The following is a 15,562-nucleotide window of genomic DNA, read 5'->3' on the forward strand; positions in this document are numbered from 1 at the left end:
TTGAGCGGATGAGCGAACAGCGCGCCGACGCCCGGACAGGTGGGCGGACGAGCGGTGATGCTCATCCCGCACCGCACGCCGGACGCGGAGGAGACCATGCTCCCGCCGGACTACCAGCGCATTCTCGCCGCCGTGCGGCAGGCCGCCGGACCGGTGATGGCCCGGCAGGTCGGCGACGCGCTGACCATCGACGTCAGCGTGCGGTCCAAGCTGGAACCGCTGCGTGGGAAGCTGGTCAGACTCGTCGACCGCGGCTGGCTGCGCAAACTGCCCGACGGCCGGTTCACCACCCGCCTGTGACCTGATCTGCCGCCTGCGACAGCGCGGCGCAGGCGTAACCACGGTGCCCCCGGCGGCCGTTGAATTGGTGTGACGAAAACCAAAAAGCACGCCGAGCACACCTGCCCGCTTGTCTACCAGTGCTGCCTTCCGCTGTCCACGCGCACCGTCAACCACCTCGCCGATCTGCTGCGACGTCACCTGAAGGTGATCCGGTCCAGGTGGCGGATCCTGCCGCCCGGGAAGATCGCGGTAATCGTCCTGGCCGTGCTGCGGCACGACCAGCGCCGGGCCGACATGGCCGGCGGCAACAACGTGTCCGAGTCCACCGTCCGCCGCTGGCGCGACGAGCTGATCGCAATCCTGGCCGCGCAGGCGCCGCGACTGGACCGCGCCCTGCAGAGGGTCGCCAGGCAAGGCGGAGAGGTAGTCCTGATCGACGGCACCCTCATCCGCACCCAGCGCCGCACCGGAAAGGCCGACCGGCGCAACTACTCCGGCTGTGAGCATGATGATCGTGTCGTTCCGGCCGTGGCCTGACCCGTACTCTGGCTGGCTGCTTGTGCCTTGTGTTTGATCTGTCGACCCGGTCGGAGCGGCGCATACCGGCACCGGGCCGGCGGAGCGTGTCCCGATAGGGGCCTTGGCCTAGAAGGCACCGTCACAGTCCTGACCGCTCCACCGACCGGCGCTGGCCATCGGCACTGCGTCGTCGAACAGGAGCACCGTGACCACCCTCAGCATGCCCGCTGCCTTCCACACCCTCCAAGCCGCCACGGCCGCTGCCGCGCCGGGTTCGGTGGTGCTCGGAGTCGACACCCACAAGGATGTGCACGTCGGCGCCGTCCTTGACCATCTGGGCGGGCTGCTGGACACCGGGGAGTTCCCGGCCACCGCGGCGGGCTACGGGCCAACTTCTTGACTGGACGCGCCAGTTCGGAACCGTGCTGCGGGCCGGTGTGGAGTGCACCGGCTCCTACGGTGCTGGACTCGCCCGCAAGCGGCGTCGGCGGACAGCCCCTGTACCGATTTTCACGCCGGCGGGGCGTCACCGCAGGTGAACGGTCGACTCCTATAGATCGTCAAGCGGTTGGAGATGTCGCTGGTGCGCCGCTGAAGGCGCTGGTGAGGTGGCGGTAGACCTCGCGCGCGATGAAGCGCTTGAGGCATCTGAAGATGAAGTGTTCTCTACGTTCAGCATGCCTCATGAGACATCGACTAGGACCTGTCCGGGCGATCAAGATGGGGTTGGCCCCTGGGGATCGCATTGCCAAAGTGCATGGAACCGTCAGATCAGATGTGGATCGGCTTGCGGTAGCGGACGTACTCGTTCTGGCGCCGGAACCCTACGCTCTCGTAGAGGTCGTAGGAGCGGTGCGGATTGGCAGTGCAGGTGTACAACCGGGCAGTCTCCGCGCCGTGCTCGCGGAGAGATCGCAATCCGTCCAGCAGCAGGGCCCGCCCCAGTCCCAGACGCCTCGACTCTCCCCGGACGCTCAATTCTTCGACTTCGCCCACGGTGTGGTCATGCCGGCGGATGGAGCACAGGGCGACGCCGGCCATCTGATCCCCATCCCAAGCGGCCCGCCAGTAGGTCGGGTCGGCCGTGGCGAGGAAGCTCTCGAACGTCCACTTCTCGGTGAAGGCAGCATTCGCATACGAATCAACGACCGTCTTCCAGGCCGCGTGGTAACTGGTCGGCTCGACGGCACCCACTCTGATGCCGGCTGGCAACTGACCGTTGTGCGCGGGTAGCCGTCGGAGATCGGCCAGTTCCAGCTCTACCAGGCTGAAGACACGCCGGTACCCGGTTTCGAGCAGCAGCTCCGTTGAATCCCCTTCGGAGGCCATGGCGTTCGCGCCGAACACGGCCGTCCGTGCGGTTCCATGTTGCTGCACGAGCCGGCGGATACGGTTCTCGGCCCAGTTGAGCATGTCTGAGCCGATGCCCGCGCCGCGGTGCTCAGGCAGCAGGTAGCCACGGTGCAGGTACAGCCAAGTCCCGTCCCGCTCCTGCCACCACCTGATCGTTACGTAGCCGACGATGTCACCGTTGTTCTCCACCAAGACCTGGTTCTCGGACGGGTCGTCCAGCTTGGCGGAGGCTTCGGCGATCTCGGCTGCCGTCGGAACTCCCTCCACAACCGAGCGAGCGTCGATCCCATCCCGCCCTGCACAGGCCAGCCGCACGGCGGCCATCGCGCCGTGGTCTTCGTTGCCGCGATACGGCCGGAAGAAATAGCTGGGCAATCGTCCCAGCGATCCAAGGCCGCTGCCGCTGTTCACGCCCATACCAAGGCCTCCCGTTATGTTGGACATGCGCAGCGAGCGTAGGCCGTGCCGATTGGACAACAGAACTCGTTTTCTGCAGCATGACCGTTCGCGGGGACCTGACTGACGCGGAGTGGGAACGGCTGCGGCCGTTCCTGCCGGTGGGCAACAGGCGTTGTGGCAGGTGGCGGGATCACCGGCAGGTGATCGACGGGATTCTGCACCGGGTGCGCACCGGCGTTCAGTGGCGTGATCTGCCCGAGCGGTTCGGACCGTGGAAGACCGTCTATGAACGCCACCGGCTGTGGTCGGCCGACGGGACGTGGGAGCGTCTGCTCCAGCAGGTCCAGGCCGCCGCCGATGCCGCTGGGGAGATCGACTGGGACATCTCGGTCGACTGCACCATCGTCCGTGCTCACCAGCACGCGGCCGGTGCCCGCACCGACCCGCCGCCGGCGCCCGCCTCAAAGGGGGCCGAACCGTCAGAACATCAGGGCGAAACCGCGTGGCAGAGCCTTCACGCCCGCCTGGCGGAGGTGGTGCTGGAAGTGAGGGCCTGGGCCGCTCGCGCGGCGGCGGTGCCGCAATTCCAGAGCAGCGAGCTGGCCGCCTTGGGGGTTGGTGGCGAAGCAGGTTATGCGGTTGCCGTCAACGTCAGTGATCCTCAACTGGGCGCCGGGGTGCGGTCGTTCCTTGCGGACGATCAGCCGCATGCCCTTCGGCCAGGTGCTCAGGTCGGGCATGCCGGTGATCTCCGCGATCCATGCCCCGGGACGCTGGACGCCGCTGGCGTCGTAGGCCGGCGTCCATGCCCGTTTCGGGATCTTCAGCACCGCCTGGTGGATGGCGTCAGTGCTGGTCATCCCGACCGAGTACGACAACCACCGTCCTCTCCGGGACAGCCAGTCCAGGAAGGCGTGAGTGCCGCCGCCGGAATCGGTGCGGATCAGCGTCTGCCGTCCTCGCCGCAGTGCCTTGGGCAGCTGGGACAGGGCCAGTTGGGCGATGGCGATGTGGTCCGCGGCGGTGTTGGAACCGGCGTTGCCCGGACGGAGCAGCGCGGCCACCGGCTCCCCGGACCCGGCCGGTCCATGGTCGACGAACGCCATCAGAGGGTGGTGCCCGAGGGTCTTTTTCCAGGTGGGAGTGGCCTCCTGCTTGTCGGAATGGGCGATGACCAGCGCCCCGTCGATGTCGATGGTTACCAGCCCGTCGGCGGCTGGACCATCCTGCCCGGCAGCTGCCACACGTGCCGCCGCACCTTCGCGCGGGCCGAGCGGATCGCGGATAGCGCCTTCGGCCCGGCCTTGGCGAGGGTGTCGATCAGGCGGGAGACGGTGGGATCGGAGGCCACCGACCCGTAGGCGACTGGCTCTGCCCGCAGCATCGCCGCGTCGGCCAGGCAGTCCCCGCCCAGGGCGACCGTGAGCGCGACGTCCAGGAGGATTTTGCCCGGGTCGTGCACCGCCCGGTCCTTGCGCCACGGAACCAGCGCCTCCGAGAAGGCGGCGTCCAGCCCGGTCTTGCGGACGGTCTCGGTCAGCAGGACGCCGCCCGCCTGGGCGACCACGGCTGACGGGGCCGAGGTCGTGCGGAGAGGCGGGTAGAACCCGGTACGCTTCTTCACCTGGAGAGTGCTTCCTGAACTGCGGTGGACAGAGCCTTCGACAAGCCCCATCCTCCCAGCTCAGAGGCACTCTCTGTCTTCCTGGCCGTCCTGTGGAACTCAGTGGGTGTCACTGGATGTGGATGGGCGCAGGGGACCATGTCGGCGGCATCTGTTCAGCCGGATCCCCAGTCACCAGCAGCGGGGAGCGGAACTGCCACCACCGCGCTTGCTCGGCCATCGCACTTCGGCTCATACCGAGCGGCTTGATCGGTGCTGTCGCCGCTCGGAACCGATCGTCCAGGGCATCGAGCTCGGGCTTACGGAGCCTGCGGATCCGTTCGGTCAAGATCGGCCAGGCATCGTGGAGCCAGTCGCGATCGGCGATATCGTTGTCGAACTCCCAAGCCCACGTGGTGTCGAAGCCCTCTTCGACACTCGTCACGAATTCCGCCCAGGCCTCCATGCGAGCGTTCAGCGTCAGGGCATGAAGGTAGCGACTGGACAGCAGTTGCATGGCTTGATGGACCGACGCGTAGTCCTGATCGTCCAGCAGTTCACTCTCCATGTCTGGCAGCCTCGCACGAGGGCCCAATGGCGGCACCCCCATTCCGCACGTGACTGTGGCCGACGCGGGCAGGACACCGCGCGCCTGGCAGGTGCAGCACACCGACCGAGCCCGAGAGCCGCTCCGGACGGCGAAGTGGCAGATCAGAAGCGTTCTCGGTACCCCCAACGTCAGCCGTGCCCAACAAGCCCATGAAAGGGCGAGGCTAGTGACGCGCCGTCCTGAAACGGCACGGCCCTACACCCGGTCACGCCTGAGAGTCGTCTCGCCGAGCCCGAGGGCCATGCTGCCCATGAGCTGACGAGCGAAGTCCTCCAGGATCGAGGGGTTGGCAGCGCAGAACTCCATGACCCGCTCGGTTCGCTGCTCAGGCGAAAGCTCTTTCAGTTCCTGCTGCCATGCCAGGGTGGCAGCACCGCCATCCTCGACCTCGGCATTCACGATGAGGCTCCAGAGCGCCTGCTGGGCGTCCTCACGAGCGAGCCAAGTCATGAACATCTGCTGGAACTGCTCGCTCGTCACAGTGACCTTCGGGTCGCTGGGCGCGGTGGCCACATCTTGGGAAGGCGCGTCAGCCTCGACTCCCGGGACAGCAATAGGAGGTGTCGTCGTGACCCCGGCCCGCAAGGCCTTCTTCTGGGCTCTGCGGGCCTGCCGCTTCAGCACCAAGGCTTCGCGCTTGGCAACGAGGACCGGCACGGCCTGGGTGTGCCACCAGTGGGCAACGAGAGGTTTTGCGATTTCTACGAGACCATCGATGATCTGGCCCGCGATGTCAGCCCGGGCCTGCTGGCCGGGGGTGAGCTGAGTACGCTGATCCTCCACGTACTCGGTGACGTAGACGATCTCGGGCTTGTCTGCAAAACCTGACTCGTCTTCGGCCTTCAGGCGGATCTCGACGTGCTCCGGTCCCTTGTCACTCGTCTTGGGAGTGAACCCACGACTCCAGCCTTCGCTCTTCCGCGAGTCGGCGAGACGCTCGCCCTTGGGGATGCGAACAACTGCGTCGACCTCGTCGTACTCCTGGTCCTCGGCCATGCGTCCTCGTCAGTGCTCGGGTCTTCCTCGGCGCTCGGTCGACGAGGATGTCGCGGTAGTAGAACCTCACCCATAACCGTAGCTGTAGCGTCCGGCGATTCGGCAGGTTCGGCGAGCATCGCATCAGCCGCCACGGAGCCGCAGGTCCAAGGTTGTCACCAGTCTCCTTGCCGGATCCGCTCGTCGGACACGATTCCGTAGACGTACCGCCCAGAACGTTCGGGGCATCGTGGAATCTCCGATGGCCCCGCGATCGGCCATGCCTCCAGCGCTGACCTGATCTCGTGCCACTGCACGTTGCGCCGGCTCTCGACGATGATCAGGGTGTAGCGGTTGGTCCGGTAGGTGAAGGACTTGCCGGTCTTCGTGTAGAAGACCTCGTCCTGGTGCTCCTCGATCCGAGGCCTCGCCGTCTCCATGTTGGGACCGACCGGCACCGGCTCGGGCGGAGGTGGCGGTGGCACTGGATGCCCTGCCCACCGGAGCCGTTCCTCCGGCGTTGGCTCCCGGCTACTCCGATACCAGGATGCGCTCCCTCGCACGGTGGTCGAGGTGACCGCCAGCTCTGTTCCGTCCGGCAGCACCCCACGGCCAGGCTCTCGGTAAGGCTCCGAAATCGTGATGTCACGCCGCTCATAGCCGAGCCTGCTGGCAACCGACGCCAGGGTCCCCATCTGAATATTCCCGACGTACGACCACTGGTCCTCGCTGGCATCGTCCGAGAACTCCACGACGCCTACAAGGTAGACCCCGTCCTCGTTCGGGTCCCCGAAGAGCTGCCGCAAGCGGTCGGGTCCAAAGTCGCCCGTCATCTATCCGTCCACCCCTGCATCGCCGCTATCAGATTCTCCGTCGATCAACGCGATCACAGTCTCCTTGGCTTGCGGCTGAGTCGCGTGCTGTGCCATCCGTGACCCGATCACAGCCACCCTGCTGAGCACCTCGGCGGCTTCCTTGAGTGTGGTTGAGGGCGGCAGCACGAAGCGCGCGCCAAACTCGACCTCACCGCTGAGCTTGGCCTGCCCCTCGCCATAGCCATTGCCGAGGAACGCTGGAGCGCCGAGTTCCTTGAGCCGAGCCACGCCATCCTTCTCCCACTGCAACGTCTTGCGCGGCGGATGGGGTCTCCACGGAATCCAGTCCTCTTGGGCGAGGTACTCCTGCCAGAGCAGCGCCAGGTAATCCCAGTCGTAGGCCTTGGAGGAGGTGACTTGCTGCTGCACGAGGAAGAAGCGGAAGTCGACCCCACGAAGCCCGCTGCTCTCGACGAGCTTGCCAACGTCCTGAGTCGGCAAGCTCTCCGTGGCTTCCCAGCGGACGGTGTAACCGCTGCCCGGAATCGGGGCGTCCACGATCGCGACGTACAGGCCACCGGAGCCGATCTCCTGGATGGACTTCGATGAGCCGCCGGGCAAGGTGACGTTGTCGTACATATAGGCAGCACGAAGCCGGAGGGCGAGGTACAGGTCGATACCGTCGATCTGATTCCAGACGGTGTCGCCATCCACCTCCGGCACCTGGGACTCGATGTGGCTCGTCCAGGCTGTGGCGGTCGTCGCGGCCCACGGCACCGGGGACGAGGCGAAGGGAGCGACGAGCTCCTCCCAGGTGAGGTTCTGCCAGCCCTGGGCATGGGTGGTGTCGAGGCGGATGCGCCGAAGCGAGACCGTCACGAACTGGCAGTCGTCTCGGTCCTCCTCGGCGACGTATTTGTAGTACCGCTCCAGCTGTTCAATTCCGAGGCCAGCAAGCAGCTTCACTTCGACGACAGCGACAACCTGACCGTTCGCCTCCACCACCAGGTCGGGTCGATCCGATGCCTTCCGGCCCCGCGACTTCGAGACCTCCCGACGAATCTGGAGCGGGCCAACAGCCTCGATCCCGAGCACAGAGCGGGTGATCGCCTGGTCGGCATTCATGAGGGTGGCGAGCAGATCGCTCCACGCGTTCTCGCTGTTGATCGAGAGCAGGAAGCGAAGGTCCGGGAGACTGCTCACTCGCTGTCCTCTCCCAGTTCCGCGTCGATGTTGAGCACGCGGATCCCGGACTGCGACTGCGCGAGGAGCACCGCAGCGTTCTCGGCAAGGCGACGGGCGGACTTGAGCCGCAGGTCCAGCTCGACACCGTCACCCCAGCGGACTGACGTTGCGATGGCGAATTCGATCGAACCACCGGACTCCAAGTGGCCGACGATCTCCTTGTGGATGCGGCGGCTGGTGCGCTGACGAGAGCGATCCGTCTTGGCGTTGCGGTAGTTGCTGGCTCGCCTGGCCAGCTCCACGGACTCCCCGATGTAAAGCACGCGGATGCCGTCGTCGTCCACACCGAAATCGTAGCGGTAGAGCCCTGGCACTCGCGGGAGTCCGGGAAACCTCGGCAGGCTGGCTTCGTCAAGCGTGATCGGGCCGGCGCTCAGCCACGAGAACGCAACACGGACGTCGAGCGCCTCCAGTTCCTTGAGCTGGGACTCGTCGAAAGACCCACGACGAGACGCGCCGGTCAGCCGCGGGACCGAGCCGCTCTCGGCGGCCGAGGATCCGGCACCGATCAAGAACCCGAGGTTCTGCAGCCACCGCCGAGAGTCATGCGACTGAAACCGGCTGCGCTTGGCACCTGTCGCAAGGGAGATGACCTGCTTGACCGGCCAACGCACACCATCTACTTCGACCCAGTACTCGCGGATCTCCTCGGGCACGTGACCAGCAAGACGCCCACGAACAAGCGTGGGCGTCAGCTCGAAGGATGCGCCATCGAGGGTGAACTGCATGGAATGGAGGTTAGCCTCGATCGTTCACGAGTCCTCGTCAGTTCGCTGACGGGGACTCTGCGCGTATGGGGTGCGGCTTTTCCGGGGGTGGGGCAGGCTGATGGCCCGGTGGTCGCGTGGGGTGGGCGCCGAGTTCCACTCCCGGGGTGGTCGTGCGGGTTGTTAGGACGGTCGAATTGGCTGGTCAGCCGGGGTTCGGGAGAGTTGGGAACCGGTTCATGGCGCTGGTGATCACGGGCGTCCATGGCCATGGGTGGGCAGACGCAGCCAGTGGCGGCGGCCGGTGTTCACGAACTGAGCGGCGGCGGAGAACACGACCTCGGGAGAAATTGAGTCGGCGCGTGGTCGTCTGGCAGTTCTGCTGGTGGGTTGATCAACAGGCGGTCTGTCGGAGGGGCATCAGCTCGGTGCTCGTCCTGCGACGGGTTGGCCGTCGGGCGGATCGGTCGGAGACCAGTCCTGTGATGGCCATGTGGGTCTCGGCGTAGTCCTCGCGCCGCCCGGTGTACCGCTGGAGCGGGCGCCACTTCTTGTACTCGGCATTGGTGTGTTCCACGCAGATCCGCCGTGAGGACTGGCGGCGCCGCAGCTCGCGCCAGGCGTGGAGTTCGCCCAGCGAGGCGTCGTCCTTGGGCTTCTTCGGCGGGGCACTGACCTGGTCGGGGAACGCGCTTGCCAGGCCCCGGTAGCCCTCGTCCACCTCAGCTTTGACCGTGGGGTGCTGATGGAACTGCTCGGCGAGGCCTTCGGTCCGCACCGCGGTCTGGTCGTGCATCCTGCCTGGGCGGACGATGCCGGAGAACAGGGTGCGGCCTTGACCATCGCTGAAGGTGGTGGTCTTGATCGTGTTCTGCCTCTTCTTGCCGGAGACGAATGCCTTGCGGCCCGGGCGGCCGGCGCGGGGGCGGCGGACTTGTACCTCGGTGCCGTCGATGCGTAGATCCACGCCCTCAGCCTCGGCGTAGGCGAACAGGTCCCCCGGGGTACGAATACGCAGGCCGGGCCGGTCGGGGACGGCGAATCCGCGAGCGGCGAGGAGAGAACGGACCTCCCGGATGGCGCCGGAGATAGTGGAGCGGTCCACCGCGCACAGCGCGGCCAGTGCCGCGTGCGGCAGACCATGCCGCAGGTGGACCAGGGTGACCAGCAGCCGATCGACGAAGACGAGCTTCTGCTTGCGCCCGGCGCCGGCTGTCCGTCGGCGGGCGCCACCCCTCTTCTCGTGCAGGCCAGACTCGCGGGCCGCTTCCCAGCGTGGCGCGAGTTCTTCAATCAACTCGCCCAAATGCTGCCGGGAGACGCCGCTGAAGGCAGGATGGGACAAGGCCACGCGGAGGAGCTCCTGATGCACATCTTGAGAACCCGCACGGCCGCCTTATGTCACGGTCCCGCCTTGCCCCATCGGCATTGTTTCCCCGCAGTTCCTAAAACCCCAGTACACGCCCGATCTCTGCGAGCTCCTCCTCCGCCAGGGGCCCGAACTCCAGTGCCCCGGCGTTCTCCTCCGCCTGCGCGACCGTCCGAAAGCCGGGAATGGGCACCGTCCGCGGGCTGCGCGCCCACAGCCAGGCCAGCGCCCCCTGGGCGAGAGTGCGTCCACGGCTCGTGAGGACGGACCGTACCGCCTCGACGCGCGCCAGCCAGTGCGGATCGGCGCCGCCACCCGCCGCGAAACCCGACAGCCAGGACGGCGGTGCACTGCGGATGTCACCTGAGGCGAGAGTGCTCCCTGGCACATACTTCCCGGTCAGCAGCCCCATCGCGAGCGGGCTGCGGTTGATGCTTGCGAGTTCGGACTTCTCGCACAAGACGAGCATGTCGGGCGCGTCCTGGAGGATGTTGCAGCGGTGCTGCACGGCCGCGCAGTGCGGGCCCTCGGCGAAGACGGCCGCACGCCCCGGGTCGTCGGTGCTCCATGCGTACGCGCGGATGAGCCCTTCCCGTACGAGATCCTCACAGGCGTCCCGCAGTAGAGCAGCCCGTTCGGGATCCGCGTCCGACAGGTGCAACTGATACAGGTCCACGTAATCGGTACCGAGCCTGGCGAGCGACGCCGTCAACGCACGCCGTACGTACGCCGGTGAGTCGTCGCCCCCCGTGAGGACCTTGCTCTCCTCGTCGAAGCGGTTGCCCCACTTGGTGGCCACGACGACGTCCGCCCTGCGTCTGCCGAGGGCCCGTCCCAGTACGCGCTCGCTGTGCCCGGTCCCGTAGACGTCGGCAGTGTCGAAGAAGGTCACGCCGAGGTCCAACGCACGGCGCACTGCGCACACGGACTCCTCATCATCGACCTTGCCCCAACCGAGCGGGCTCCCGTCAGGGCCCTGCCAGGGTCCGCCGATGGCCCAGCAGCCAAAACCGAGCCCGCTCACCTCGATCCCGCTCCGTCCGAGGACCCTTGTGTACGGCGCGTGCGTACCGGCGGCGATCGCCCCGTTGGTCGTCTCCATGCCTGTGAAGGCTAGGAGTTGGAGTACAGACGAAGGCAACCCTCCTACCGGGATCGGGTCCGACATGCCGCCAGATCAGCGGCCGGACCAGGACGTCCATCTTCATTTGCTCCCAAGGTCGATAGCCCTCGGGCAGGGACACTCCCACCTCACCAAGGTGTCGAAGAGGCCAGGGTCGGCCAGGCTCGCCTGCTCGGCCTCGAAGGCGAGCACTTTGTCCACGTACCGACACAGCAGGTGAATCGCCAGCCGGTAGTTCTTCGCCTGGGCCCCGACCCCGGTCGCCGCGACGTACTCGACCCATTCGTCCGCCAGCAGCGCGGGTCAAGCTCCTGCGCACAGCGCGGGCGCGCGCCGCCTCGACGGCGCGGCCTGTCTCCTGTCTCCGCCCCGGCTGGCCGCGCCCGGCGGCGCGCTGCGTGCAGCGGGCAAGCACGAGAAAGCCTGCACAGCCCGGAAGGCGGACACGGCGGCATCGCTCAGCGGCTTACGTGGCACGAGCGCAGCCGTCTGCGGCCATAGTGGTAGTGCTGTCGATCAGGCCAGCAGCGGGAGGGGTGGCGTCCGGGCCAGGCGATGTCGCCGGGCGAAAGGCCGGCGGGGCCGAGCGCCGTACCGCCACCGTCACGGATGCGGCAGCGTGAGCGGACCACCCCAGAGAAATCGGCTGAGGGGGAGCTGGCTGCTACCGCGCGGTGGCCGAGCCCGTCGTGGGCGCTCCGCTAGGCGCACCGCCGAGGGGCTACAGGGATCACTGAGCCTCTTCGAGTTGGCCTCCGATCAGGTGACGGTCCGCGTCGCGCAACGAGCGAGGCCCCCGGGCTGTTGATCGAGATACCTGACGTCTCAATCACGTTGCTCGGGGGCCTCGTTGGTCATCTATCCTGCCGCACTCGACCTGCCCCATGCGCTCGTGGAGTGGGTGACGATGCTCGTCGTCACCCGTGAGGGCGACCGGCGGTGCAAGCTCCGTCCGTCTCAGCGGGCGATGGTGGCACTGGTGTACCTGCGCGAGCACACCACCCTGGCGAAGATCGCTGCCGGGTTCGGGATCAGCGAGTCCACCGCCCACGCCTACACCAGCGCCGTCATCGAGCTGCTCGCCGACCGCGCGCCCGGTCTGCTGAAGGTCCTGCGCGAGGCCGAAGCGGACTTCGTCCTGCTGGACGGCACGCTCGCCGAGTGCGACCGGGTTGGCGACGGGCGCGCGGACTATTCCCACAAGCACCGCCGGCACGGGGTGAACGTGCAGGTAGTCACCGCCCCAGGTGGCCGGCTGCTGTGGCTCTCACCCGCGTTGCCGGGCCGGGCTCACGACCTGACGGCGGCCCGCACCCACCGGATCATCCGCATCTGCGAGCGCCAAGGCGTCCCCATTCTGGCCGACCTCGCCTACCAGGGCGGCGGCCCCTGGGTGAGCACCGGAATCAAACGCAGACCCCTTCGGGAACTCACCCTCACCGAGAAGACCCTCAACCGGGCCCTGGCCGCGGCACGGGCACCGGTCGAACGAGGGGTCGCCCGCCTGAAGTCCTGGCAGATCTTCCGCAGATCCCGATGCAGCCCAAATCGCATGACGTCAATCGCCAAAGCCATCCTTACCCTGGAGCGGCACCGCTGAAGAAGCTCCCCTGCCGTGACTGGGCGGGGGGAACCTACTGGGTGCGTCGGACGCTCGTGAGGCTGTCCGGCTACCTTGCTGGTACGCCGCTGGTTTTGGGCCGGGCAGTCGTGCGGGAGACGAGGGCACGACCCCTGGCATGTAAGAAGATCGCCCTCGACACCGCCTGAGCATCCGATGGACCGAGGAGCGGCTGCCGTTGGGCGGTCATACGGCGGGCAGTCCTTCAGAGTGCAGCGCCTCACGCGCCGCACGGATGAAGTCGCGGCTTGCTTCGTCAAATGAGGGGTGGTCTCCAGATGCCGGCTCGTGTGGTTCGCAGAGCGTACTGATCAGTCCAGGCGATAGCTCGCACGCCGTGAAAAGATCACGAAGCTCTGCCAGTGCTGCCGTTGAGGTGTCTTCGGGAGTACCGATGCTGCGCCAGGAGCTTTGAGCGACGGGGATTAATTCCCAGATGCGCGTCACCTCTTGCGGGTGCGTGCGATTACGGAGGTTAAGGTCGGTCATCGCGGCCATCCGGCGTGCATGGTTTTCTTCGATGATCACCAAAATCTTGGCTGACGTCTGAAGGGTCATGGCTGCTGAGGCAACTTCGTCGGGACCTTCCAGCCGCACAACCCAAGCTCTCTGCGACATGTCCGTTTCCAGAGCCCTCAAGGCGGCGATGCAAGCCCGAGTCTCCTCCGTGCCAGAGGCGCGGCGGAGGTCGTCGCGGGCACCGTCTTTGTAGCTGAGAACGGATTGGAGGAAGGCCGCATAGGCCTCGCGCTGAATTCCACGCCGCCACTGTTGATGGTCGCTCTGGCTCTGTGCTTGCACAGCGTCCAGCGCTGCTTGGTAGGTCGCGGCTGCCTGGGCCTGACCGGCGTGGGCAGCGTCCTGCGCTCCGCGCAGAGCCCAACGGCCGAGGAGGAGGGTCGCCACGATGCCGACGGCTGCGACACCGGCCGAGGCCACCGCCCCGATTCCTTCGAGATCCTTCATGGGTCACATGATGGAGGGCCCCACGAGACTGAGCCCACTCTCGCGCAGGACCTTCAGCAGACCCGGTGCTCGTTCGGCGAGCAGGTCGATGATTGCGGTGGTGTAGGCGTGGGCAGTGGACTCGCTGATCCCGAACCCGGCGGAGATCTTCGCGAGGGTGGCGTGTTCGCGCAGGTACACCAGTTGCAGCCCGAACCGCATGACGTCAATCGCCAAAGCCATCCTCACCCTGGAGTGGTAACGCTGAAGAAGCTCACTGATGCCTAATCAGGTCTAACTGCGACGTTTGGCTTCGGGCGACCTGAAACAAGGGTGTACGACTGAGTGCCGGTCTAGATCCAAATACCTCGGCATCAACGCCGTCCGCCCGACCCCGCACAGTGAGCCGGGTACCGTATGCCCGAACAGCACACCGCCGGACCACACGCGGGTGTGGTCGGGACCGACGGAGAGGGCTGGTAGGAAAGCTATGGAAGAGCCGCGTCGCCTCGGCGGCCGGTACGAGCTGGGCCATGTGCTCGGCCGTGGCGGCATGGCCGAGGTCTACCTGGCGCACGACACCAGGCTCGGCCGCTCCGTGGCGGTGAAGACGCTGCGCGTGGACCTCGCACGCGATCCGTCGTTCCAGGCCCGGTTTCGCCGGGAGGCCCAGTCGGCTGCCTCGCTCAACCATCCCACGATCGTCGCGGTGCACGACACGGGCGAGGACCACATCGACGGGGTCTCGATCCCGTACATCGTGATGGAGTACGTCGACGGATCGACGTTCCGCACGCTTCTTCACAGCGGCCGCAAGCTGCTGCCGGAGCGGTCCATGGAGATGACCATCGGCATTCTCCAGGGCCTGGAGTACTCACACCGCGCCGGAATCGTCCACCGCGACATCAAGCCCGCGAACGTCATGCTGACGCGCAACGGTCAGGTCAAGGTCATGGACTTCGGTATCGCCCGCGCCATGGGTGACTCCGGCATGACGATGACACAGACGGCCGCGGTCATCGGCACCGCCCAGTACCTCTCCCCGGAGCAGGCGAAGGGCGAGCAGGTCGACGCGCGCACGGACCTCTACTCGACCGGCTGCCTCCTCTACGAGCTGCTGACCGTGCGTCCGCCCTTCGTGGGCGACTCCCCGGTCGCGGTGGCCTACCAGCACGTCCGCGAGGAGCCGCAGCCGCCGAGCGTCTTCAACCCCGAGATCACGCCCGAGATGGACGCGATCGTGATGCGGGCGCTGGTCAAGGACCCGGACTACCGCTATCAGTCGGCCGACGAGATGCGTTCCGACATCGAGGCCTGCCTCGACGGCCGGCCGGTCGCCGCCACAGCGGCCATGGGCTCCGTCGGCTCCGTCGGCTACGGCGGCTACCCCGACGATCAGCCGACGACAGCTCTGCGCACGGACTCCAGCGCCGGCGCGACCACGATGCTGCCGCCGATGAACCGCTACGACGAGCGCCCGGACCGTCGCCGGCAGAAGAAGAACAACAACACGTCGACGATCCTGCTGGTCGTGGCCGGTGTGCTGCTGCTGGTCAGCGCGATCCTCATCGGCAAGTGGTTGGGCAAGCAGTTTTAGTCTGAAAGAGCGCTTTGTCCCGCCGGTCGTAACCACTGGCAGTGACGTCGCCACGAGGCTCCGACCGAATACCGCGCTGGGCCGTCCCTGGGCCGTGCGAGGCCGACCGGCGACGACAGGCGACACCCACAGGTGACCGCCCCCACCCCGCTCTGGCCTGGGCTGGCGGAGTTGATCTGCGAGACCGGAAGGGTTATGCCTGCACCCGGAGAACTGAGCTGAAGTGCGCCAATCCCGCGTACCGAGAGCAGCGCCAGGTGAGTGTCTGACTGCGTGACAACACCGACGAACACCGACAGGCGAGCGCGGACGTCTGCCGTCGCCGACCGCGGGTCCGTCGTGGCGGATGCTGGGGGCTCCCATCCCGTCCACCATCGACCCAGGCAGAGCCGAGCAGAC

The 15,562-nt window shown here is 66.9% G+C and carries 13 protein-coding genes and 4 pseudogenes; 6 read left to right on the forward strand and 11 right to left on the reverse strand.

All coding sequences use genetic code 11. From position 1 onward, the window contains the following. The first annotated feature begins 57 nt into the window (after window positions 1-57). The 3 genes from AQJ27_RS49965 to AQJ27_RS49975 all read left to right on the forward strand — a co-directional run bounded on the left by AQJ27_RS49965 (window position 58) and on the right by AQJ27_RS49975 (window position 1,201). Complete coding sequence (locus AQJ27_RS49965; protein WP_208948622.1) at window positions 58-300, forward strand: hypothetical protein; 243 nt, start codon at window positions 58-60, stop codon at window positions 298-300. Between the two features lie 69 nt (window positions 301-369). Beyond that, window positions 370-819, forward strand: a complete 450-nt coding sequence (locus AQJ27_RS58220; RefSeq protein ID WP_208948623.1) for a hypothetical protein — start codon at window positions 370-372, stop codon at window positions 817-819. 187 nt (window positions 820-1,006) lie between these two features. Continuing rightward, window positions 1,007-1,201: a hypothetical protein gene (locus AQJ27_RS49975; RefSeq protein WP_201264534.1), complete on the forward strand. Its 195-nt coding sequence runs from the start codon at window positions 1,007-1,009 to the stop codon at window positions 1,199-1,201. 371 nt (window positions 1,202-1,572) lie between these two features. Here AQJ27_RS49975 and AQJ27_RS49980 read toward each other — a convergent pair whose 3' ends face one another. Then, on the reverse strand, window positions 1,573-2,571 hold the full coding sequence (locus AQJ27_RS49980) for a GNAT family N-acetyltransferase (RefSeq protein WP_067385522.1): 999 nt from the start codon (window positions 2,569-2,571) through the stop codon (window positions 1,573-1,575). A gap of 80 nt (window positions 2,572-2,651) precedes the next feature. On the opposite strand from AQJ27_RS49980, the pseudogene AQJ27_RS55355 reads away from it, so the two are divergent. Next, window positions 2,652-3,044: pseudogene (locus tag AQJ27_RS55355) on the forward strand (IS5 family transposase); the annotation flags it as partial. Between the two features lie 72 nt (window positions 3,045-3,116). Here AQJ27_RS55355 and AQJ27_RS49985 read toward each other — a convergent pair. The 8 genes and pseudogenes from AQJ27_RS49985 to AQJ27_RS50020 form a co-directional block, all read right to left on the reverse strand. Next, window positions 3,117-4,177 (reverse strand): annotated as a pseudogene (locus AQJ27_RS49985) (IS1380 family transposase); the annotation flags it as partial. Between the two features lie 109 nt (window positions 4,178-4,286). Next, window positions 4,287-4,724, reverse strand: coding sequence for a hypothetical protein (locus AQJ27_RS49990; protein WP_067385524.1), 438 nt, complete (start codon window positions 4,722-4,724; stop codon window positions 4,287-4,289). Window positions 4,725-4,961: 237 nt separating this feature from the next. Then, window positions 4,962-5,762 carry a hypothetical protein gene (locus AQJ27_RS49995; RefSeq protein WP_067385526.1) on the reverse strand — a complete coding sequence of 267 codons (801 nt, stop codon included), beginning with the start codon at window positions 5,760-5,762 and terminating at the stop codon, window positions 4,962-4,964. A 155-nt stretch (window positions 5,763-5,917) separates the two neighbouring features. Continuing rightward, window positions 5,918-6,574, reverse strand: coding sequence for a hypothetical protein (locus tag AQJ27_RS50000; RefSeq protein WP_067385528.1), 657 nt, complete (start codon window positions 6,572-6,574; stop codon window positions 5,918-5,920). Then, the gene (locus AQJ27_RS50005; RefSeq protein WP_067385530.1) at window positions 6,575-7,759 is read right to left on the reverse strand and encodes a PDDEXK-like family protein; all 1,185 of its coding nucleotides are present in this window, start codon (window positions 7,757-7,759) and stop codon (window positions 6,575-6,577) included. It abuts the gene before it with no gap. After that, on the reverse strand, window positions 7,756-8,529 hold the full coding sequence (locus AQJ27_RS50010; protein WP_067385532.1) for a GIY-YIG nuclease family protein: 774 nt from the start codon (window positions 8,527-8,529) through the stop codon (window positions 7,756-7,758). The genes AQJ27_RS50005 and AQJ27_RS50010 overlap by 4 nt, the downstream gene beginning before the upstream one ends. 373 nt (window positions 8,530-8,902) lie before the next feature. Further along, on the reverse strand, window positions 8,903-9,859 hold the full coding sequence (locus AQJ27_RS50015; RefSeq protein WP_235614047.1) for a transposase: 957 nt from the start codon (window positions 9,857-9,859) through the stop codon (window positions 8,903-8,905). A gap of 94 nt (window positions 9,860-9,953) precedes the next feature. Continuing rightward, complete coding sequence (locus AQJ27_RS50020) at window positions 9,954-10,979, reverse strand: aldo/keto reductase (protein WP_067385534.1); 1,026 nt, start codon at window positions 10,977-10,979, stop codon at window positions 9,954-9,956. 871 nt (window positions 10,980-11,850) lie between these two features. On the opposite strand from AQJ27_RS50020, the gene AQJ27_RS50025 reads away from it, so the two are divergent. After that, a complete protein-coding gene (locus AQJ27_RS50025) occupies window positions 11,851-12,600 on the forward strand; it encodes a transposase family protein (RefSeq protein ID WP_067385536.1) in 750 nt (249 codons plus the stop codon). Between the two features lie 207 nt (window positions 12,601-12,807). Here the strand turns inward: AQJ27_RS50025 and AQJ27_RS50030 are convergent, their stop codons facing one another. Both AQJ27_RS50030 and AQJ27_RS50035 read right to left on the reverse strand, forming a co-directional pair. Further along, entirely contained in the window at window positions 12,808-13,587 is a 780-nt protein-coding gene (locus tag AQJ27_RS50030) for a hypothetical protein (protein ID WP_159064658.1), read from the reverse strand. A gap of 39 nt (window positions 13,588-13,626) precedes the next feature. Continuing rightward, window positions 13,627-13,770: pseudogene (locus tag AQJ27_RS50035) on the reverse strand (helix-turn-helix domain-containing protein); the annotation flags it as partial. Between the two features lie 286 nt (window positions 13,771-14,056). On the opposite strand from AQJ27_RS50035, the pseudogene pknB reads away from it, so the two are divergent. Next, window positions 14,057-15,145: pseudogene (gene pknB / locus AQJ27_RS50040) on the forward strand (Stk1 family PASTA domain-containing Ser/Thr kinase); the annotation flags it as partial. Window positions 15,146-15,562: the final 417 nt, after the last annotated feature.

It is taken from the genome of Streptomyces olivochromogenes (assembly GCF_001514115.1).
In the GTDB taxonomy this organism is placed as follows: Bacteria; Actinomycetota; Actinomycetes; order Streptomycetales; family Streptomycetaceae; genus Streptomyces; species Streptomyces olivochromogenes.